Source organism: Microbispora sp. NPDC004025 (genome assembly GCF_053604425.1).
This window is the reverse complement of the sequence record NZ_JBSGHN010000007.1, coordinates 270,843-291,446: the sequence shown is the minus strand read 5'-3', so window position 1 is coordinate 291,446 and position 20,604 is coordinate 270,843. Positions and strand designations below refer to the sequence as shown.

Genomic DNA, 20,604 nt, shown 5'->3' with positions numbered 1-20,604 from the left:
CGCAGAGTGACCTCACAGGAACATGTCGTGCTGGTCGACGGCGAGGGCAACCCGATCGGCACCGCTCCCAAGTCCTCCGTCCACACCGCTGACACTCCGCTGCATCTGGCGTTCTCCAGCTACGTCTTCGACCGGCGCGGCCGCGTGCTGTTGTCCCGGCGGGCGGGCACGAAGTTGACCTGGCCCGACGCGTGGACCAACAGCTGCTGCGGGCACCCGTTGCCGGGCGAGCCGCTGTCGTCGGCGGTGATCCGCCGCCTCCGGTTCGAGCTGGGCCTGGCCGTCGAGTCCGTCGACCTGATCCTGCCGGGCTTCTCCTACCGGGCGGTGATGGACAACGGCATGGTGGAGAACGAGCTGTGCCCGGTCTACCGCGCCGTGGTCTCGGAGGAGGCCGCGCCCAACGCCGAGGAGGTGGGCGAGGTCCGGTGGGAGCCCTGGACGCGCTTCGCCGCCGAGGTGATGAGCGGAGAGCTGGACATCTCACCCTGGGCCCGCAAGCAGGTGCCCCAGCTCGTCGCGCTCGGGCCGGACCCGCTGGCCTGGCCGGTCGCCGACCCCGCGGCCCTGCCGCCGGCCGCGCGCCCGCTCAGCACGAACCCCTGATATCGGCCGGGACATGGGACCGCCCCGGTCCGAGTGACGGAACCGGGGCGGGACACCCGTGGACGACGGACGTCAGCGCTCGATCGTGCCGCGGATGAACTCCTCCACGGCATCGCGGGCGGCGTCGTCGGAGTACTGCTCCGGCGGCGACTTCATGAAGTAGGACGAGGGCGACAGCAGCGGGCCGCCGATGCCCCGGTCGAGGGCGATCTTGGCCGCGCGGACCGCGTCGATGATGATGCCGGCCGAGTTGGGCGAGTCCCAGACCTCGAGCTTGTACTCGAGGTTGAGCGGGGTGTCGCCGAACGACCTGCCCTCGAGGCGAACGTAGGCCCACTTGCGGTCGTCCAGCCACGGCACGTGGTCGGACGGGCCGATGTGGACGTCGGCCTTGGCCATCTCGTGCGGGATCTGCGACGTGACCGACTGGGTCTTGGAGATCTTCTTGGACTGGAGGCGGGTGCGCTCCAGCATGTTCATGAAGTCCATGTTGCCGCCGAAGTTGAGCTGGTAGGTGCGCAGCAGCTCGACTCCGCGGTCCTCGAACAGCTTGGCCAGCACGCGGTGCGTGATCGTGGCGCCGACCTGCGACTTGATGTCGTCGCCCACGATCGGGACGCCGGCCTCGGTGAACTTGGCGGCCCACTCGGGGTCGGAGGCGATGAAGACCGGCAGCGCGTTGACGAAGGCCACCTTGGCGTCGATCGCGCACTGCGCGTAGAAGCGGTCGGCCTCCTCCGAGCCCACCGGGAGGTAGGACACCAGGACGTCGACCCGGGCGTCCTTGAGCGCCTGGACGACGTCGACCGGCTGCTCGTCCGACTCCTCGATGATCTCGCGGTAGTACGTGCCCAGCCCGTCGAACGTCGGGCCACGCTGCACGGTCACGCCGAGCGGCGGCACGTCGCAGATCTTGATCGTGTTGTTCTCGGAGGCGACGATGGCCTCCGACAGGTCGCGGCCGACCTTCTTGGCGTCCACGTCGAAGGCCGCGACGAACTCCACGTCGCCGACGTGGTAGTCGCCGAACCGCACGTGCATGAGGCCCGGCACACGGCTGCCCGGATCCGCGTCCTTGTAGTAGTGGACGCCCTGCACCAGCGATGAGGCGCAGTTGCCCACACCGACGATGGCTACGCGCACCGAACCCATAGCACTCGCTCCTTTACCTATCTGCCTCGGGCGTGTCCGCCCTCTGGGTCTCTTCCTGTACGGCTTGCGCGGGATCCGGGGGGTGATCCCCCTCGCCGGGAGCCGATCGGCTCCGTCGTTCCGAGTCGATGAGCTCGTTGAGCCAGCGGACCTCGCGCTCGACCGACTCCAGCCCGTGGCGCTGGAGCTCAAGCGTGTAGCTGTCCAGTCGCTCTCTCGTACGGGCGAGAGCCTCGCGGACACGGTCGAGTCGTTCCTCCAGTCGGCTGCGGCGGCCCTCCAGGATGCGCAGGCGCACCTCCGCCTCCGTATGGCGGAAGAAGGCGAAGTGGATGCCGAAGCTCTCGTCCTCCCAGGAGGACGGGCCCGACTGGCTGAGCAGCTCCTGCAACCGCTCCTTCCCCTCCGCTGTGATCTTGTACACGATCTTCGACCTGCGGCCGAGGACCGTGTCCTCAGGAGGCTCCTCTTCGGCGATGAGGCCCTCGTTCAGCAAGCCCCTGAGGCAGGGATACAGCGAGCCATAGGAGAACGCACGGAACATGCCGAGCAGCGTGTTGAGCCGTTTGCGCAGCTCGTAGCCGTGCAGCGGGGTTTCGTGCAGCGATCCCAGGACGGCGAGCTCCAGCACACCGCCACGAGAGCCCGTCACTGGAACCACCTCCTGTGTCCGACCGATGTATCGACTCGATACATCCGCAGGATACGTCGGGGCGTCATAGATGGCAACGGGTCAACGGTTGGGCAAGATTTGGCAAAGGGCCGTAATCTGGCCGTATGTGGTCACAGCGGTCGGTCGTGGACTACGGCCTCGCGAAGCGGGCGGCCGTGCAGTCCGTCCGCGCCGGCCGCATGCGGGCGCGGGACGTGTGCGACGCCCACCCTTATCTGCTGCGCGCGGCTCGGTTCCACGGAGAGCCCACGAGCCGCATCTGCCCCATATGTGAACGAATGAACGTGACCAACGTCACATACGTATATGGGGAGGAACTAGGACGAGCGGCCGGCCAGGCGAAAGCTCCGGCCGAGCTCACGGCGATGGCCCGGGAATACCGCGAATTCCGGGTCTACGTGGTGGAGGTCTGCCAAGGTTGTTCCTGGAACCACCTGGCGGTGTCGTTCGTCCTCGGAACAGCCGATCCCCCGGGCCCTTCTTCGTAGGCGACCTCCACCATCAGGAGGACCGCCCGCCGGCCTGTCGGCCGACGTCGAATCATTCCCCGAAACACCTGACGAGGACGCGTGACTAACAGCAGCTATGGACCGGAGCCGACCGGCCGTCCCGAGGACGCCTCGGGCTCCGGTGGATCATCCCGCCCTGGGCGCCGTCGTCGCTCGGCCCGGGAATCCGACGAGTACGGCGAGCCCGCTCCGCCGCGACAGCCCGGCAGGGGCCCGGCTCCACAGCCGCCGCGCGACGCCCGGGCCGCAGGACCGGAGCAGCGCCGGCGGGAGGCGGCGGCCTTCGAGGACACGGCGGCCATGAACGCGGTGCCCCCGGGCCCGCCGCAGCGACCCGCACAGGGACCGCCGCAGAGACCGCAGCCGGGGCCGCAGCAGGGACCCCGCGGACCGGTGGGCCGGGACCCGCGTTACGCCGCCGGTCCCGGTGGACCTGGTGGACCCGGCCGGCCCGGCCGTCCCGGCGTTTCCGGGGGCGACGAGCGCACCCAGGCGATGGGCATGCCGGGCGGTGGCCGCCGCGGGGATGCCGACGGGCAGAGCACCGAGGCGATCCAGACCGGCGGCCGCCGCCGCAGGCCCCCGGGCCGGGGCGGCCGCGGTCCCGGCGGCCCGGCTGGACCGGGAGGCCCAGGAGGCCCCGAAGGGCCCGGCGGGCGTGGCCCCCGGGATCCGCGAGACTTCGACGACTTCGACGAGGACGACGAGAAGCCGCGCCGTACGGGCTGGAAGCGCTTCCTGCCGAGCTGGAAGATCCTCGTGGCGGCCTTCACCGTGCTGGCCGTCGGCACCTTCGGCATGATCGCGGTGGCGTACGCCAACACCCCGACGCCGACCGCGACCCAGGCGGACGCGATCTCCGAAGGCAGCGCCATCTACTACAACGACGGCAAGACGCTGATCGCCAAGGTCGGCACCCCGCGCGTCATCGTGAACGACATCAAGAAGGTGCCGCGGCACGTCCAGGACGCCGTCATCGCGATCGAGAACAAGACCTTCCGCGACGACTCCGGCATCTCCATCTCCGGCATGATTCGGTCGGTCTATATGACGGCGACCGGGCAGCAGCTCCAGGGCGCCTCGACGATCACCCAGCAGATGGCCCGCAACTACTACGACGGCCTCAGCCAGGAAGTGTCGATCAAGAGAAAGTTCAAGGAGATCTTCGTCGCGGTCAAGCTCGACCAGGAGATGACCAAGGACCAGATCCTGCTGCAGTACCTCAACACGGTGAACTTCGGGCGCGCGTACGGCATCGAGGCCGCCGCGATGGCGTACTTCAAGAAGCACGTCGACCAGCTCACTCAGGAGCAGGGCGCCTATCTCGCCGCGCGCATCCAGACGCCGGCGCTTGACGCCGACTCCCCGCAGCTGCAGGGCCGGTTCAAGGACGTCGTCAACGCCATGGCGGCCCTCGACCCGGGCAAGTACGGAAAGCTGCCGAGCACGGCCAAGTTCCCCAAGACCGCCCCCGCGCGCAACAGCAACGACCTGGGCGGTCTCAAGGGCTACATGGTCACCCAGGTCATGAACGAGCTGGAGTCGCGCATGCACCTGTCCGCGGACCAGGTCAGGAGCGGCGGCTACAAGATCATCTCGACCTTCGACAAGAAGCTCATGCAGGCCGCCAAGAAGGCGGTGACCGCCACCATGTCCTCTATGTCGAAGGAGTTCCACGCCGGTCTGGCCGCCGTGGATCCCGAGACGGGACGGGTGGTCGCCTTCTACGGCGGCAACGACTATCTCAAGGACCCCTGGAACGAGCCGTTCCAGTCCAGAAAGCAGGCCGCGTCGGCGTTCAAGCCGTACGTGCTGGCCGCCTGGCTGGACGCCGGATACAGCCTGAACAGCTTCCTGCCCGGAAACCAGACCGTGCCGGAGAAGCTGCCGGGCTTCGAGAAGGGCATCACCAACGGCCACTCGGTGCCGAGTGCCATCAACGCGATCTATGCGACCTCCCACTCGATCAACACGGCCTTCGCCTCCATGGCGTACAAGCTCGACGAGGCGAACGGCACGGTCGGTCAACTCAGCGCGGTGAAGCAGATCGCCGAGGAGGCGGGGCTCAGCAAGGAGAGCCTGGACAAGGACATCGCGGACCACAAGTACCAGTTCTCCATCGGCAGCGCCGGGGTGACCCCGGTCGAGCAGGCCGCCGGCTACTCGATCTTCGCCAACGAGGGCAAGCACGTCGACTACCACGTGGTCAAGGAGGTCCGGAAGGACAAGGAGGTCGTCTTCGCCGAGCGGCGGGACGTCAAGCAGGTGATCACGCCCGAGGCGGCGGCCGACTCCGTGGTGGCCATGGAGGAGGTCCTCAAGTCGGGCACGGCGGCGGGCAAGGGCATCGGCCGCCCGGCCGCGGGCAAGACCGGCACCAACAACGACGAGAAGGAAGCCTGGTTCGTCGGCTTCACCCCTCAGTTGTCGGTCGCAGTGGGCATGTACCGCGAGCAGTGCGAGACCAAGAGCGGCAAGATCGTGCAGCCGCTGTACTCCAACTGCCCGACCACCCCGGGTGGAAAGCCGAGCAAGAAGTACGGCCCCAACAACCCGTACACCCACGTCAAAGAGGTGTCGCTGGGCTTCGAGGGCGCCGGCCCGCCGACCACGATCTGGCGGACGTTCATGATGGAGGCGCTCGCGGGCAAGCCGGTCGAGCAGTTCCCGCCCAAGGCCGGCGTGGGCACCCCCGAGAACCTGGTGCCGAGCCCGACGCCGTCGCCGAGCCCGGAACCGGACGACGGCGGGTTCCCCAACGACATCCCGAACGACTTCCTCGACGACGACGGCTGCTACGACGGCGGCCCGGGGTGTGACAACGGCGACGGCGGCGGCCGGGGCTTCGGCGACGATCCGGGCCAGGGCGGCCAGGACGGCGGCCCCGGCGCCGGCAACGACGTCCCGCTGAACATTCCCGCGGCGATGTCCTCGGGATCCGGCACCGGCAAGGACGGCAGCGGCGCCTGAGCCTCGATCAGGCACTCCGAAGGGCCCGTGGCGACCTCCGCCGCGGGCCCTTCCGGTTGACGGAGTCGCCAATCCGAGCTCCACCGTCCGCGGGATCAGCGAGCGTGCAGTGGCGTTCTGCTCACCGGCTTCCCGGCAGGGCCCAGCGCCGTTCTCTTGCACCTGCGGAGGGCTCACCGCAGCTGGTCAGGAATGGAGGACTCGGGCAGTTCTTCTTCCGCTCATATCACTTTTCATGTCTCGCCGATATCGCCTGCCGATTCGGGCGGTGGCCTCACCGCTGTGCTGGAGGTGCTCGTCGTGTGGATACAGCACCGAACTCTTGACTCTTTGTCGATTCCACTGTAATGATCTACAGATAGAAGGTGAACTGTCCAGCAAAGGGGGCTTTGATGGCGATTCGCAGGAGTTTAGTCGGCATCGCGACTGCAGTAGCCATTTGCTCGATCGTCAACCTACCCGTCCCGGCAAACGCCAGTGCCGCCCGGACTTGTTCGTCGCATCCGAATCCCCGCGATCGGGACAGCGCTATCGGCGAGAGCGTGTCGGAAACGGTACCGATGCGTTACGGTCCGCACGCCAACTGTAGCGTCGCTTCATATAATGGCGCGGGCTACCTCTACAACTACTTCTGCTTCATATACAACGAGTCGGGGAATCCCTGGACTTATGCAGAGGACGAATTCGGCTGGAGAGGCTGGGTTTATAGCCCGCATCTGGAGAATGGGGGTAGCCACGTCCCCTGTTAACGGATGCCATCAGGCCGTCAGTCGATGTCGGGGTCGCTCGGCGGTGTACCGTCCCCGGCCACCCCTGCAATTCGCATTTTGAGTTGCAACCTCTAACTGCAGGTCACTGCCTGGTCGTGCTCAACACGGGTGCGGCGGTGGACCACCATGGGCGGCCGAAGCCAGGAGTCCGTCTGCTGTCGGGCCGTACCGTGAGAAGGCATCTCACGGTACGGCTCGATCTAGCTCGTTCATGCCTCATGCGCGGGACTCGACGTCTTGGGGAGTCGCCAAGCACGCAGGATGAGTGGTGCAATACCGAGCATGACGACCCGGACCACGAACGACTCCGCCCCGCTGCCCGGGGTCGCCGCGCGGGCGGTGCCGTACCTGCCTCTCGGGCTTCTCGCGGGGCTCGGCGCCGTTCTCGCATACCTGTGGAAGCACGCCTGCCGGTTCGACGGTGCCTGGAACGGCGGTGTCGGGCAGTTCACCAACTTCTGCTACACCGACATCTATCCGCTGTTCTGGGCGGAGAAGCTCAACGAGGGCAAGGTCCCCTACGTCGACTATCCCGTCGAATACCCGGTCGGCATCGGCGGGATCATGGAGTTCGCCCGCCGGCTCGCGGGCGGCGACGGGATCGTGTTCTACGACGTCACCGTGATCCTCATGGGAATCTCGCTGGTCGCGGGCGTGCTGCTGACGGCCGCACTGGCCGGCCCGGCCCGCCGCTGGGACGCCCTCTGGTACGCCATCGGCCCGGCCGTCATCCTCTGCGCGTACATCAACTGGGACCTGGCCGCGGGGGCGCTGGCGCTCGGCGGCCTGCTGGCCTGGGCCAAGGACCGGCCGTGGCTCGCGGGCGTGCTGCTGGCCCTCGCCGTGGCCACGAAGTTCTACCCGCTCATGTTCTTCGGCGCGTTGTTCCTGCTCACGGCGCGTACGGCCAAGTGGGTGCCGTTCCTGAAGACGGCGGCCGCGGCGGCGTTCACGTGGTTACTGGTGAACGTGCCGATCATGCTGGTCAACTTCGAAGGCTGGAAGCGGTTCTACGCCTTCAGCAGCGAGCGCGGCGCCGACTGGGGCGGGCTGTGGTTCTTCTTCCAGAAGACCCAGTGGTTCGGCATGGAAAGGCCCGGCTTCCTGGCCTTTCTCGGCGACCCGGAGAAGCTGAACACCATGGCCATGGCCGCGTTGGCGGTGCTGCTGCTCGGTGTCGCCGTGCTCGCGCTCGCCGCGCCGCGGCGGCCGCGCCTGATGCAGCTGTGCTTCCTCGCCCTGGCCGCCTTCATGATCACAAACAAGGTGTGGTCGCCGCAGTACGTCCTGTGGCTGGTGCCGTTCGCGGTGCTGGCCAGGCCCAGGTGGGGCGCGCTGGCCGCCTGGCAGGTCGCCGAGTGCTGGTACTTCTTCTCGATCTGGCTCTACCTGGTCACCCAGACCGGCGAACCCGCCCTCGGCATCGGCGACGACCCGTACTTCCTGTCGGTCTGGGCCCGGGCGCTGACCATCGTCATCCTCATGGCGCTCGTCGTCCGCGACATCCTGCGGCCCGAGCACGACGTCGTACGCCAGGCGGACGCCGACGACCCGTCGGGCGGGGTCTTCGACGGCGCCGAGGATCGCCTCGTACTGCGCCGTTCGCTCCTCGCCCGAGGCACGCGGCAGCAGCCGGAGACGGTGTGAGGGCCTGAAACTTACATCGGATTTCGCGCCCGTCGCGGCGGACGGGAGCGGTCCGAGCCGAGGCATCGCGTAACGTCGCGTGAGAGTGTGGGCGACGAACGGGGGAGACGGCGATGCGCCGGAGGCCGCCATGGCTCCTGCTGCTGGTCTGGGCGGCGACCCGGGGGGCGCTCCTCCTCGTCTCGACCCAGACCATCCCGACAGGGCACGGCGAGGCCTTCACCAACGACGTCACGCTCTACCGCGACTGGTCCGACATCCTGGCCGAGGGGGAGTTCCCGGCGGGTGACGAGAAGTGGCAGTACCCGCCGTTCGCGGCGCTGCCGCTGCTCGCCCCCCGCCTGCTGCCGCTGGACTACCACTTCGCCTTCTCCCTGCTGGCGCTTCTGTGCGACCTCGCGATCCTGCTCCTGCTGTGGCGGTTCTCCGTCTCGCGGTCCTTGGGCCCGCGCCGCGGCGGCGGCCGTACGGGCCCGTGGGCGTGGACCGTCGGCGCGGCCCTGCTCGGCCCGGTGCTCCTCGCGCGGTACGACCTCATGGTCACGCTCGTGGCGGTGCTGGCGCTGACGACGTCGGCGAGCCCGGCGGTGCGCGGGTCGCTCATCGGCATCGGGCTCCTGGTGAAGGCGTGGCCGGTCGCGCTGCTCGCCGGCCTGCGGCGCTGGCGCGAGCTGCTGACCGCGTCCGGGTTCACGCTCGCCGTCGCCGTGGCGGGATGCGGTGTGACCGCCCTGGTCGTGCCGCACACGCTGGACTTCCTGACCGCGCAGGAGGAGCGGGGCCTGCAGATCGAGTCGCTGGCCGCCACGCCGTTCGCGCTCGCCCGGGCCCTCGGCTGGTGGGACGGCCACACCACCTACCAGCACGGCGCGATGGAGGTCGTGGGCCCCGGCGCGCACGCCGCGGCGCTGCTGAGCCTGGCCGCCACCCCGGTGGCGCTGGCGCTGATCGGTGTGTGGTGGCTGCGGGCGGCCCCTAGCCCGCGGTCGTATCACGACGCCGCGCTCACCACCGTGCTCTTCCTGGTCGCCACCAGCCGGGTGCTGTCGCCGCAGTATCTCGTGTGGGTGGTCGGCGTCGCCGCCGTCATCCTGTCGGTGCGGCGCGACCGGCCCGGCCCGACGCAGCGGCCGGCCGCCCTGCTCGTCCTGGTCGCCGCCCTGCTGACGGGGATCATGTACCCCTGGATGGAGCTGGACTACAGCTGGACGGGCACCCTGCCGGGGACGCTCGTGCTGGTCGTGCGCAACCTCGTCGTCCTGGCCGCCGCGGTCACGTCGTACGTGCAGCTGTGGCGCGCCACGCGCGGGCCCGGCCGGGTGCGGGGCGAGTGGAGCCTTCAGGCAGCGGTACCCACTGCCTGAGGTTCTCAATCCGCAGATTTATCCACAGGGTGTGGACGGTCGTCTACAGGTGCTTGCGCAGGTACGCGATGTCGTCGGCCTGGCCGTCGAACGGCGTCTCGACCACGATCGGCGCCCCGGCCGTCCGGCAGACCTCCAGGATCAGCTCGGGGTCGATCTGCCCGCTGCCCAGATTGGCGTGCCGGTCGGCACCGGAGTCGAAGGCGTCCCGCGAGTCGTTGCAGTGGATGAGGTCGATGCGGCCGGTGATCGCCTTCACCCGCTCCACGAGCCCGGCGAGCTCCTCGCCGCCCGCGTGGAAGTGGCAGGTGTCCAGGCAGAATCCGACGACCGAAGGGTCGGGGGCGCCGGCCGTCACGGCGTCCCACAGCCGGGCGATGCGATCCAGCTTGCGCGCCATCGCGTTGCCGCCGCCGGCCGTGTTCTCGATCAGCACCGGGATCGGGCACTCGGTGCGCTCGAAGACCTTGCGCCAGTTGTCGAAGCCGGCCTGGGGGTCGTCGCCGGCGTTGACATGGCCGCCGTGGACGATCAGGCCCTTGGCGCCGATGGCCGCCGCCGCCTTGAGGTGCGCGTCGAGCAGCTTGCGGCTCGGAATGCGGATGCGGTTGTTCGCCGTGGCCACGTTGATGACGTACGGCGCGTGCACGTAGACGTCCACGTCCGACGCGCGCAGGGCGTCGGCGGTGGCGGGCGTCACCGGGCTCTTCCACCCCTGGGGGTCGCCGAGGAAGAACTGCACCACGTCGGCGTCGCGGGCCGCCGCGTGCGCGAGCGGGTCGTCCTGGTCGACGTGGGCTCCGATCCGCGGGCGGGCGCCGATGTGGCTGTCCATGCCGTTCCTCCAACTGCTTGCCTGGATGAGAAGGGGGCCGCCGACGCGAAGGGCGAACTCTAGGCGCTCTCCAAGAGCGTTTCAAGAGGGCGCGCTGTTTCAGAGGCGCGAATCAGGGCAGTCGCGTGTCACGCGCCCCCAGAACCCGCGCGCGATACTACTTCGTCCACAAGGAGACGAGCATGAGATATCGCTTAGGCAGCTTCATCCTTCTCATCTACATCCTCGTCGGGCTCTACGTGGCCTGGCTCCACGACTACATCACCCCCACGCTCCTCAAGCAGGTCGCCCAGGCCCTGATCGCGGTCTTCCTGTGGTTCCTCGTGCTGCTCGGCGTCGACCTGCACATCGGCGGCTGAGCGGCCGCTTCTCAGCCGCGCAGTGAGAACCCGCGGGGGAAGAAGCCGCCGTGCGCTATCCCCAGCGCGGCGCCGACGAACGATCCCACGACCCCCACGATGATCAGCGCGCGCTGTCTCGTGGTCGACGAGACGAACTGGGCGTACAGGCCGCCCCAGAACCCGATCGCGCCCACCCATGACGCGATCATATGGGCCGTCACGATGAAGCCCGTGACGAACGCCACCAGGCCGCACACCAGCGTCGCGATCGTCATCGCGTTCTCCGCCGGGTGCGGCCTGCCGTCCGTGTTCAACGTGAGGTGGACGGGGTGCCCTCTTTTCCGGCCGACGGCGTCTGGCATCGCCTACCCCCTCTCCGACCTCCAGTTTCGCTCTTCGGAACGGGTAAGGCCAAGGGGCTGGTAGCCTTATTCGACTGCGTCTGATAAGGGCCGGGGGCATCGCTGGCCGGCCGAAGCGCAGGGTCCTCCTGTCACGGCAAGGCGTCGTGACCGCAAGAGTCCAGAGGAGGTTGGATCACTCATGCGTCGCTACGAGATGATGGTCATTCTCGACCCGTCCCTCGACGAGCGCACCGTGCAGCCGTCGCTCGACCAGTTCCTCAGTGTCGTCCGCAACGACGGCGGCACCGTGGAGAAGGTCGACGTCTGGGGCCGTCGCCGCCTGTCCTACGACATCGCCAAGAAGTCCGAGGGCATCTACGCCGTGGTCGACCTGACCGCCGAGCCCGCCACCGTGAAGGAGCTGGACCGCCAGCTCAACCTGAACGAGGGCATCCTCCGCACCAAGGTCATCCGCCCCGAGCTTCACTGAGCTCAACTGGCACAACCCCGAAGCCCGGCGGTTTGTCGGGCCCGGGCCGTACTCTGAGCCCTTGACAGCTCAGCTGACGGGATAGGAAGGCGAAAGCGACCGATGGCAGCAGGCGACACCCAGATCACCATCGTCGGCAACCTTGTCGACGACCCGGAGCTGCGCTTCACCCCGACGGGGCAGGCCGTGGCCCGGTTCCGCATCGCGTCCACTCCGCGGTTCCTCGACAGGCAGACCAACGAGTGGAAGGACGGCGAGGGCCTGTTCCTCACCTGCAACGTCTGGCGGCAGGCGGCGGAGAACGTCGCCGAGAGCCTCCAGCGCGGCATGCGGGTGATCGTGCAGGGACGGCTGCGCCAACGGTCGTACGAGACCAAGGAAGGCGAGAAGCGCACGGTCTACGAGGTCGAGGTCGACGAGGTCGGCCCCTCGCTGCGCAACGCCACGGCGAAGGTCAACAAGACCACGCGTCAGGGCGGTGGCGGCGGCGGTGGCTTCGGCGGCCCGGCGAACGACCCGTGGGCGACCGCGGCGCCCGCTCCCCAGGGGGGCTTCGGCGGCGGCGGTTTCGGCGGCGGCCCGCAGGGCGGTGGCGGCTTCGGCGGCGACTTCAGCGACGAGCCGCCCTTCTAGGTCGGGCCCTTCCGGTCCCACCCACTGTAAACACAACCGAGCGACCATTCCCGCTTCATGCGGGGCTCTGAGAGGAGCACCACGATGGCGAAGCCGGCGATTCGCAAGCCCAAGAAGAAGGTTTGCCTTTTCTGCCACGACAAGATCTCCTACGTCGACTACAAGGACACGGGGCTGCTGCGGAAGTTCATCTCCGACCGCGGCAAGATCCGTGCCCGCCGGGTGACGGGCAACTGCACCCAGCACCAGCGCGACGTGGCGACCGCTATCAAGAACGCCCGTGAGATGGCCCTGCTGCCGTACACGAGCACCGCGCGCTGAGAAAGGAGACTCAGGACAATGAAGCTCATCCTCACCACTGAGGTCTCCGGCCTCGGTGCCCCCGGCGACATCGTCGAGGTCAAGGACGGCTACGGCCGCAACTACCTCATTCCCCGTGGCTTCGCCATCCGGTGGACCCGCGGCGCCGAGTCGCAGGTCGCCTCGCTGAAGAAGGCGCGTGCCGCCCGCGAGATCCGTGACCTGGGCTCCGCCAAGGAGGTCGCCGGCCAGCTCGGCGCCCTCAAGGTGCGGCTCAAGACCCGCGCGGGCGAGTCGGGCCGGCTGTTCGGCTCGATCACGACCGGTGACATCGCCGATGCCGTCAAGGCCGCCGGCGGTCCGCAGCTCGACCGCCGTCGCATCGAGATCGGTAACGCGATCAAGAGCGTCGGCACCCACAAGGTGAGCGTTCGGCTGCACCCGGAGGTCGCCGCCACCCTCGATGTCGAGGTGGTCGCGGGCTGACACCCGCAGTAGTCCGTCGAGGGCCCTTCTCCGCACGTCGGAGAGGGGCCCTTCGTCGTCTCGCCAACCATGTCCCCGTAGGCCTTATGCGCAGAGCACCCTTTCCCCCGCGTCGCGCTCCACTCGCGCCCGACGAGCGGGCGTCTGGGGCGGGACGCGGACCGCGAAGCCCGGCGGTTTGTCGGGTGGGGGCCATACGCTTCTCCTGTCGCATTCACACCCGTCAGCGGTTGGTCGCCTATAGGGATCGACCGTCAGGCCCCCGGTCCATCCCCAAGGAATGGGGCCGAAGGAGAACATCTCGATGGGTGCCAGAAGGCGAAGGAGAAGGTCGCTGCGTTCCGGTGACTGGGTCCCGCTCGCGATCCGAGCGGTGCTGATCGCCGTGGACTGGTGGCTGAACGGCGGCGGGCCCAGGTAGGCGCCTACCTGACCCAGGCCCGCTCTCGCAGTGCGGGGCTCCGGCTTTCCTTGACACGAGGTCGGAGCCCCTGCATGCTCCGTCAGCGTAGCTAAGCGTGCTGACGTTTTCCGCAGTATGGCGATGGGTCTGCCCACTCGCATCACCAGGAGCGGACGTTGTGCGGGCTCTCGTACAGCGGTTGAAGGTCAGCGCCACTGGCCGGTCCGTGGCGGGCGACGAGGCGATTCCCCTCAGGTAAACAAGGGTTATACGGAACGCTAGTATCTTGCCGTCCGATTCAGCGGATTTCGTGGTAAGTCCCCCCGATGGAGGCTGTGATGCGCCGTCCTACTCTCCTGCTGGCGTCCGGCGCCCTTGTGCTGGCGGCCGCCGCCTGCGCACCGGCGAACGACACCTCCACCACCGCGAGCGGCGCCGCCAGCCCGGCCGGTTCCGCGGCCGCGAACGCGTGCGCGAAGGAGGGCCTGAAGCTCACCACCCCGGGCAAGCTCACGATCGGCACCGACAAGCCGGCGTACGAGCCGTGGTTCAAGGATGACGACCCCGCCAACGGGCAGGGCTTCGAGAGCGCCGTCGCCTACGCGGTGGCCGAGAAGATGGGCTTCAGCAAGGACGAGGTCGCCTGGACGGTCGTGCCGTTCGACTCGTCGTTCGCTCCCGGGCCCAAGCAGTTCGACTTCGACGTCAACCAGGTCTCCATCACACCCGCCCGGGCCAAGGCCGTCGACTTCAGCCAGGGCTACTACAGCGTCAAACAGGGCGTCGTGGCCCTCGGCGGCACGAAGTTCGCCTCCGCCACGAGCCTCGCCGAGCTCATGGACGCCAAGATCGGCGTGCAGGCCGGCACCACCGCCCTGGAGGCGGTGCGGTCGGTCATCCAGCCCGCCAAGGACCCGAGCGTCTTCAACCAGCAGGTGGACGCGGTCAACGCGCTGAAGAACAAGCAGATCGACGCGATCGTCGTCGACCTGCCGACCGCCTTCTACGTCACCGCCGCCCAGGTGGAGGGCTCGAAGATCGTCGGCCAGTTCGCCGCGAACAGCGGCGAGCCCGAGGAGTTCGGTCTGCTGTTCCAGAAGGGCAGCCCGCTGGTGAGCTGCGTGGACAAGGCGATCGGCGAGCTGAAGTCGTCCGGTGAGCTGGCGAAGATCGAGAGCCAGTGGCTGACCGCCGCCGCGGGCGCGCCGGAGCTGAAGTGACCGACGGGGAGACCTCCGGGGCCCGCGTGTGGGTGAAGAGCGAGCGGCAGCTTCGCCGGGAGGCGGAGCTGCGCGGCCGCGCGCGGCGGTCGGTCTCGATCGCGACCGCGTCCACGATCGTCGTGGTGGTCGCCCTGGTCGTCGTGGTCACCGCGTCGCCCGGCTGGCCGCGGGTGCAGGAGACCTTCCTCAGTCCCGAGGCCTTCGCGAAGGCGCTGCCCGACGTGCTGCGCGGGTTCCTGCTCAACATCAAGATGTTCCTCGTCGCCGAGGTGTTCATCCTGGTGCTGGGGCTCCTCGTCGCGCTGGTGCGGGGGCTGCGCGCGCCGGTGTTCTTCCCGCTGCGCGCGCTGGCCGTGCTCTACACCGATGTCTTCCGCGGCATCCCGACCATCCTGCTCATCTACCTGGTCGGGTTCGGCATCCCGGCACTCGAACTGCAGGGCACGCCGCGCGACCCGGTCACGCTCGGCATCATCGCGCTCGTCCTGTCCTACGGGGCGTACGTCGCGGAGGTGTTCCGGGCGGGGATCGAGTCGGTGCACCCGAGCCAGCGGGCGGCGGCGCGGTCGCTGGCGCTGAGCCACGGCCAGACGATGCGTTACGTGGTGCTGCCGCAGGCGGTGCGGCGGGTGATCCCGCCGCTGCTCAACGATTTCGTCTCGCTGCAGAAGGACACCGCGCTGGTCTCCGTGATCGGCCCGCTGGAGGCGCTGCGGCAGGCCTCGATCCATGCTCAATACGACTTCAACTACACGCCCTACCTGGCGGCCGCGTTGCTGTTCATCCTGCTGACGGTGCCGATGGCGCGGTTCACCGACCATCTCGCGGCGCGGGTGGCCCGGCGTCAGACGGGAGGCGGCACGGCATGAGCCTGCTCAAGGTCGAGGGCGTCTGGAAGCACTATCACGGGCTGAGCGTGCTGCGCGGCATCGACCTGGAGGTCGCGCCGCACGAGGTCGTCTGCCTGATCGGGGCCTCCGGCTCGGGCAAGTCGACGCTGCTGCGCTGCGTCAACCTGCTGGAGACGATCGACGACGGCGCCGTCTACCTCGACGGCACGGAGATCACCGACGTCCGGGCCGACGCGGACGACGTCCGCCGCCGCATCGGGATGGTGTTCCAGGCCTACAACCTGTTCCCGCACATGACCGTGCTCGACAACATCACGCTCGCGCCGCGCAAGGTGCACGGCGTGCGCCCCGAGGAGGCCGAGGCCAGGGCACGGGAGCTGCTCGACCGGTTCGGGCTGGCCGACAAGGCGGGGGAGTATCCCGACCGCCTGTCCGGCGGTCAGCAGCAGCGGGTGGCCGTCATCCGCGCGGTCGCGACCGACCCCCGCCTGCTCCTGCTCGACGAGGTCACCTCCGCGCTCGATCCCACGCTGGTCACCGAGGTGCTCGGTGTGATCCGCGAGCTGAAGGAAACCGGGATGACGATGATCCTGGCCACCCACGAGATGGGCTTCGCCCGCGACATCGCCGACACCGTGTGCTTCCTCGAAGGCGGCGTGCTGCTGGAGAGCGGTCCCCCCGAGCAGATCTTCAGCGCGCCGGAGCACCCCCGCACCCGGGCGTTCCTCCAGCGCGTCCTGGAGGCCCGCCGGATGTGACGTCAGGCGGCGGTCCGCGAGGCACCGGTGACCATCCAGGCGGTGCCGTACGCGCGGAGGGCGAGCGTGACGAGCCGGGCGGCCATCCAGGCGCCGAGCGCGAGCCACAGGCCGACCAGGCTGCCGGCGACGGCGGCGAACGGCAGGTAGGCCAGCGTCGTCCACAGCCCCGCCCAGGCCAGGTAGCGCTGGTCGCCCGCCCCGATGAGGACCCCGTCCAGGACGAACACGACGCCCGCGACCGGCTGCAGGAGCGCGACCGGCCACAGCACGGCGAGCAGCTCGGCGGCCGCCTCGCCCTGCGCGTCGAACAGGGCCGGGACCAGCGGGCGCGCCAGCAGGACGGCGGCGCAGAAGACGACGCCGCACGCGACACCCCATACGACCATGCGCCGGGTGGCCGCGCGGGTGCGCTCGGTGTCGCCCGCGCCGAGTGCCCGGCCCGTGATGGCCTGTCCCGCGATGGCGATGGCGTCGAGGGCGAAGGCGAGGAACGTCCAGATCCGGGCGGCGATCGTGTGCGCGCCGATCTGGTCGTCGCCCATCCGGGTGGCGAGCGAGGTGGCGACGAGCAGCACGGCCTGCAGGCATGCCGTACGGACGACCAGGGCGAACCCGGCGGCGCCCGCGGCCCGCACCCCGGCGAGGTCGGGCAGCAGCGAGGCGCCGTGCGCGCGGGCGGTCCGCACGACCAGCACGAGGTAGGTCGCGGCGGCCAGGGACTGGGCGACGACCGTGCCCCAGGCCGACCCGGCGATCCCCCAGCCCAGGCCGAGCACGAACCAGATGTTGAGCAGGCCGTTGAGTGCGAACGACGCGACGGACACGGCCAGCGGCGTACGGGTGTCCTGCAGCCCGCGCAGGACGCCGGTGCCGGCGAGGATCAGCAGCATGCCGGGGGTGCCCAGGAGGCTGATGCGCAGATAGGTGACGGCCTGCGCGGCGAGCTCGCCCGTCGCTCCGAACAGGTGTACGATAAACGGAGCAAGAGGCCAGCACGCCACGCTGACGGCCAGACCGATGATCGCGGCCAGCCACAGGCCGTCCATCCCCTGGCGCATCGCCTGCCTGACGTCCCCCGCCCCCAGCCGCCGTGCGACCGCGGCCGTGGTGGCGTACGCGAGGAACACGCACAGCCCGACGAGAGCGGACAGGGCCGCGCTGGCAACGCCGAGAGCGCCGAGTGCAGGATCGGGGAGGTGGCCGACGATGACGGAGTCGGTGAGCAGGAAGAGCGGCTCGGCTACCAGTGCCCCGAACGCCGGGATCGCGAGCCTGAGGATCTCCCTGTCGTGGGCACGGCCGTGTCCCGTTCCGGAGGTAAGTGGCATAAGCCTATTTTGCGGCTTACGGAGCCATGCTCGATCGGTATCAAAAACTTCGGTGAGTTTCTTCCTTCCACAGGCCGTGGATATCGAAATCCCAGGTGGGAGCGGACTTCGGCAGTGCGGCCACATCTCTGTCCACAGGATCGTCCCCAGGGTTTTCACATGTCGTACGCACGCACTGCACACGTTGTCCACAGGGTTGTCCACCGGTCGAGTTGCCGCTCACCCCTGCGCTTGGGGAGACTTGCGCACCGGGCTGGTGATGCTGTGACCACCGGGCAGGGGGTGTGAGGTGAGCGTGCTCGACTTCCCGGGTGGACCGGGAGGCTCCGACTCGATGTTCGAGCGGACGCCGCCGCACAACATCGAGGCCGAGCAGTCGGTCCTGGGCGGCATGCTGCTGTCCAAGGACGCCATCGCCGACGTGATCGAGGTGCTGCGCGCCGACGACTTCTACCGGCCCGCCCACCAGATCGTCTTCGAAGTGATCACCGACCTGTACGGCCGGGGCGAGCCCGCCGACTCGGTGACCGTCTTCGACGAGCTGCAAAAGCGCGGCGAGGTCGCCCGCGTCGGCGGCGGCGCCTACCTGCACACGCTGACCGCGATCGTGCCCACCGCCGCGAACGCCGGCTACTACGCGAAGATCGTCCGGGAGCAGGCCGTCCTGCGCCGCCTCATCGAGGCCGGTACCCGCATCGTCTCCTACGGGTACGGCGGCCAGGGCGAGGAGGTCGACGACCTGGTCGACCGCGCACAGGCCGAGATCTACAAGGTCACCGAGCGCCGCACCTCCGAGGACTACCTCCCGCTGGCGGAGATCATGCCGTCGGCGCTGGACGAGATCGAGGCCATCGGCAGCCGCGGCGGCCAGATGGTCGGCGTCCCGACCGGCTTCCAGGACCTCGACGCCCTGACCAACGGCCTCCACCCCGGCCAGATGATCGTCGTGGCCGCCCGGCCTGCGATCGGAAAAAGCACACTAGGTCTGGATTTCGCCCGATCTGCGGCGATCAAGCATGGGATGACCACGGTCGTCTTCTCGCTGGAAATGTCGCGCAACGAGATCACCATGCGTCTGCTGTCGGCCGAGGCGCGGGTGGCGCTGCACACCATGCGCTCGGGCATGATGAGCGACGACGACTGGACGCGGATGGCCCGCCGGATGGGCGAGGTCGCCGAGGCGCCGCTGTTCATCGACGACTCCCCGAACATGTCGATGATGGAGATCCGGGCGAAGTGCCGCCGTCTGAAGCAGCGTCACGACCTGCGCTTCGTGATCGTCGACTACCTCCAGCTCATGAGCTCGCCGAAGAAGACCGAGAGCCGCCAGCAGGAGGTCTCCGAGCTGTCCCGGGCCCTGAAGCTGCTGGCCAAGGAGCTGGAGGTGCCGGTCATCGCGATCTCCCAGCTCAACCGTGGTCCCGAGCAGCGTACGGACAAGCGCCCGCAGGTGTCGGACCTGCGTGAGTCGGGCTCCATCGAGCAGGACGCCGACATGGTCATCCTGCTGCACCGGGAGGACGCGTACGAGCGGGAGTCGCCGCGTGCGGGCGAGGCGGACCTGATCGTGGCCAAGCACCGTAACGGTCCGACGGCCACGGTCACGGTGGCCTTCCAGGGCCACTACAGCCGCTTCGTGGACATGGCCACGCACTGACGAACGGCCGTCCCGCCGGCGTCAGGACGCGGCGCACCCGCGTGGAAGTTCGTCAGTCGGCCGCGGTGTGCCCGGCTTTCTGCTGCTCCAGCGCCGCCACCCGGGCGGCCGCCCACTCGGCCCAGTCGCGCTGCGCGGCGGTCAGGCGCAGGCCCCACTCCAGCGCGATGTCGCCGTACAGGCGCAGTGCGTCGTCGCCCTCGCTGATGACGAACTCGCGGATGCCGCGGAGCTGGTCGTGCTCGTGGACGGCCCGCTCGGCCAGCCGCTCCAGGTAGCCGCGAGCGGCCTCGGAGTCGACCTGGTCGAGGAAGAAGACCCGCAGCAGCATGTCGCTGCGCCGGGTCTGGTTGGGCGACACCTCGACGAGCCAGTGGCGCAGCTCCGCGTGGCCCTCCTCGGTGATCTCGTACTCCTTGCGCCCGCGCGGGCCCTCCGCGACGACTCGCACCAGACCCTCCTTGGACAGCCGGCCGAGCTCGGCGTAGAGCTGGCTCTGGGTGGCGGGCCAGACGCTGGCCAGGGAGATCTCGAAGGTCTTCAGCAGGTCGTACCCGCTGGCGGGCCCGGCCGAGAGCAGGCCGAGCATGGCGTGACGAAGGCTCATGGGTCCGATCGTACATTCCTGTGTTGACATGTCGCCAGTGGAGGTTCTACTTTTGACATGTCACTAGTGGAACGTCGAATCTAAGGAACCCCCGGTGCTCCGTTACGTCCTCACCTTCCTCCCCTGGATCGCCTTCGCCGTCCTCAGCACGAACGGTGAGGCCAGGGTCGGGGCTGCGGCCGCGCTCCTGGTCTCCGTGGTGCTGCTCGCGGCCGACCGCCGGGCGGGGCGCGGATGGGACGAGATGGTCATCGAGCTCAGCTCGGGGGTCTTCTTCGCCGGTCTCACGCTCACCGCGTTCACGGTCTCGCCGGCGCCCTTCGGCGAGTACGGCCCGGCCGTGTCGGTGGCCTGGCTGGCCCTCACCGCCTGGGGGTCGCTGGCCATCGGCAAGCCGTTCACGCTGGGCATCGCCCGCCGGACCACCCCGGCCGAGGTGCACGCGACGCCGCTGTTCCACCGGGTCAACGCCGTCATCACCGCAGTGTGGGCCGCCGGGTTCACGCTGAACGCGGCCGGCCTCGCCCTGCTGTTCGCCCTGGCCCCGCACGCCACCGCCGCGATCATCGCGGTGAAGGTCTGCGGCTTCGCCCTGCCGGCGCTGTTCACCATCCGCTATCCCCAGATCGTCCGCGCCCGCTACGCCGCCTGAAG

General features: G+C 69.0%; 21 protein-coding genes. 15 read left to right on the top strand and 6 right to left on the bottom strand.

Features of this window, described 5'->3' with window-relative positions; genetic code table 11:
• Window positions 1-6: 6 nt before the first annotated feature.
• The gene (gene idi / locus ACWEQG_RS20535) at window positions 7-606 is read left to right on the top strand and encodes an isopentenyl-diphosphate Delta-isomerase (RefSeq protein ID WP_452286745.1); all 600 of its coding nucleotides are present in this window, start codon (window positions 7-9) and stop codon (window positions 604-606) included.
• A gap of 72 nt (window positions 607-678) precedes the next feature.
• Here the strand turns inward: idi and ACWEQG_RS20530 are convergent, their stop codons facing one another.
• Together ACWEQG_RS20530 and ACWEQG_RS20525 are read right to left on the bottom strand one after the other, a co-directional pair.
• Entirely contained in the window at window positions 679-1,758 is a 1,080-nt protein-coding gene (locus ACWEQG_RS20530; protein ID WP_363460180.1) for an inositol-3-phosphate synthase, read from the bottom strand.
• 13 nt (window positions 1,759-1,771) lie between these two features.
• The gene (locus ACWEQG_RS20525) at window positions 1,772-2,410 is read right to left on the bottom strand and encodes a PadR family transcriptional regulator (RefSeq protein WP_030508612.1); all 639 of its coding nucleotides are present in this window, start codon (window positions 2,408-2,410) and stop codon (window positions 1,772-1,774) included.
• A gap of 125 nt (window positions 2,411-2,535) precedes the next feature.
• Between ACWEQG_RS20525 and ACWEQG_RS20520 the strand changes: the two genes are divergently transcribed.
• The 4 genes from ACWEQG_RS20520 (at window position 2,536) to ACWEQG_RS20505 (ending at window position 9,691) form a co-directional block, all read left to right on the top strand.
• Window positions 2,536-2,919, top strand: a complete 384-nt coding sequence (locus ACWEQG_RS20520) for a DUF5318 family protein (protein ID WP_363460178.1) — start codon at window positions 2,536-2,538, stop codon at window positions 2,917-2,919.
• A 522-nt stretch (window positions 2,920-3,441) separates the two neighbouring features.
• Window positions 3,442-5,910 carry a transglycosylase domain-containing protein gene (locus tag ACWEQG_RS20515; protein WP_452286743.1) on the top strand — a complete coding sequence of 823 codons (2,469 nt, stop codon included), beginning with the start codon at window positions 3,442-3,444 and terminating at the stop codon, window positions 5,908-5,910.
• Between the two features lie 1,052 nt (window positions 5,911-6,962).
• Window positions 6,963-8,327, top strand: a complete 1,365-nt coding sequence (locus ACWEQG_RS20510; protein WP_363460174.1) for a glycosyltransferase family 87 protein — start codon at window positions 6,963-6,965, stop codon at window positions 8,325-8,327.
• A gap of 113 nt (window positions 8,328-8,440) precedes the next feature.
• The gene (locus ACWEQG_RS20505; RefSeq protein WP_452286741.1) at window positions 8,441-9,691 is read left to right on the top strand and encodes a glycosyltransferase 87 family protein; all 1,251 of its coding nucleotides are present in this window, start codon (window positions 8,441-8,443) and stop codon (window positions 9,689-9,691) included.
• Window positions 9,692-9,734: 43 nt separating this feature from the next.
• Here the strand turns inward: ACWEQG_RS20505 and ACWEQG_RS20500 are convergent, their stop codons facing one another.
• On the bottom strand, window positions 9,735-10,526 hold the full coding sequence (locus ACWEQG_RS20500; protein ID WP_452286739.1) for a deoxyribonuclease IV: 792 nt from the start codon (window positions 10,524-10,526) through the stop codon (window positions 9,735-9,737).
• Window positions 10,527-10,708: 182 nt separating this feature from the next.
• Here ACWEQG_RS20500 and ACWEQG_RS20495 point away from each other — a divergent pair, with 182 nt between their 5' ends.
• Entirely contained in the window at window positions 10,709-10,885 is a 177-nt protein-coding gene (locus ACWEQG_RS20495; RefSeq protein ID WP_193203926.1) for a hypothetical protein, read from the top strand.
• Window positions 10,886-10,896: 11 nt separating this feature from the next.
• Here the strand turns inward: ACWEQG_RS20495 and ACWEQG_RS20490 are convergent, their stop codons facing one another.
• Entirely contained in the window at window positions 10,897-11,229 is a 333-nt protein-coding gene (locus ACWEQG_RS20490; protein ID WP_346223708.1) for a hypothetical protein, read from the bottom strand.
• Window positions 11,230-11,410: 181 nt separating this feature from the next.
• Here ACWEQG_RS20490 and rpsF point away from each other — a divergent pair, with 181 nt between their 5' ends.
• From rpsF to ACWEQG_RS20455, 7 genes are all read left to right on the top strand, one after another.
• Window positions 11,411-11,701: a 30S ribosomal protein S6 gene (gene rpsF, locus ACWEQG_RS20485; RefSeq protein ID WP_142620127.1), complete on the top strand. Its 291-nt coding sequence runs from the start codon at window positions 11,411-11,413 to the stop codon at window positions 11,699-11,701.
• 102 nt (window positions 11,702-11,803) lie between these two features.
• Window positions 11,804-12,334, top strand: a complete 531-nt coding sequence (locus tag ACWEQG_RS20480) for a single-stranded DNA-binding protein (protein ID WP_452286737.1) — start codon at window positions 11,804-11,806, stop codon at window positions 12,332-12,334.
• A gap of 84 nt (window positions 12,335-12,418) precedes the next feature.
• A complete protein-coding gene (gene rpsR / locus ACWEQG_RS20475) occupies window positions 12,419-12,655 on the top strand; it encodes a 30S ribosomal protein S18 (protein ID WP_030508621.1) in 237 nt (78 codons plus the stop codon).
• A gap of 18 nt (window positions 12,656-12,673) precedes the next feature.
• Window positions 12,674-13,120 (top strand): 50S ribosomal protein L9, encoded by a 447-nt coding sequence (rplI, locus tag ACWEQG_RS20470; RefSeq protein ID WP_030508622.1) that lies wholly within the window; start codon window positions 12,674-12,676, stop codon window positions 13,118-13,120.
• Between the two features lie 741 nt (window positions 13,121-13,861).
• Window positions 13,862-14,743 (top strand): ABC transporter substrate-binding protein, encoded by an 882-nt coding sequence (locus ACWEQG_RS20465; protein ID WP_452286735.1) that lies wholly within the window; start codon window positions 13,862-13,864, stop codon window positions 14,741-14,743.
• Window positions 14,740-15,615 (top strand): amino acid ABC transporter permease, encoded by an 876-nt coding sequence (locus tag ACWEQG_RS20460; RefSeq protein WP_452286733.1) that lies wholly within the window; start codon window positions 14,740-14,742, stop codon window positions 15,613-15,615. Before ACWEQG_RS20465 ends, ACWEQG_RS20460 begins: the two co-directional genes overlap by 4 nt.
• On the top strand, window positions 15,612-16,355 hold the full coding sequence (locus ACWEQG_RS20455) for an amino acid ABC transporter ATP-binding protein (RefSeq protein ID WP_363460159.1): 744 nt from the start codon (window positions 15,612-15,614) through the stop codon (window positions 16,353-16,355). Before ACWEQG_RS20460 ends, ACWEQG_RS20455 begins: the two co-directional genes overlap by 4 nt.
• 2 nt (window positions 16,356-16,357) lie before the next feature.
• Here ACWEQG_RS20455 and ACWEQG_RS20450 read toward each other — a convergent pair whose 3' ends face one another.
• Window positions 16,358-17,686, bottom strand: coding sequence for an MATE family efflux transporter (locus ACWEQG_RS20450; protein WP_452286731.1), 1,329 nt, complete (start codon window positions 17,684-17,686; stop codon window positions 16,358-16,360).
• A gap of 334 nt (window positions 17,687-18,020) precedes the next feature.
• On the opposite strand from ACWEQG_RS20450, the gene dnaB reads away from it, so the two are divergent.
• Window positions 18,021-19,343, top strand: coding sequence for a replicative DNA helicase (gene dnaB / locus ACWEQG_RS20445; protein ID WP_169983814.1), 1,323 nt, complete (start codon window positions 18,021-18,023; stop codon window positions 19,341-19,343).
• A gap of 52 nt (window positions 19,344-19,395) precedes the next feature.
• On the opposite strand, the gene ACWEQG_RS20440 is transcribed toward dnaB, so the two are convergent.
• Window positions 19,396-19,950 carry a PadR family transcriptional regulator gene (locus ACWEQG_RS20440; RefSeq protein WP_452286729.1) on the bottom strand — a complete coding sequence of 185 codons (555 nt, stop codon included), beginning with the start codon at window positions 19,948-19,950 and terminating at the stop codon, window positions 19,396-19,398.
• Between the two features lie 94 nt (window positions 19,951-20,044).
• Between ACWEQG_RS20440 and ACWEQG_RS20435 the strand changes: the two genes are divergently transcribed.
• The gene (locus tag ACWEQG_RS20435) at window positions 20,045-20,602 is read left to right on the top strand and encodes a hypothetical protein (protein ID WP_363460153.1); all 558 of its coding nucleotides are present in this window, start codon (window positions 20,045-20,047) and stop codon (window positions 20,600-20,602) included.
• The last annotated feature ends 2 nt before the right edge of the window (window positions 20,603-20,604 follow it).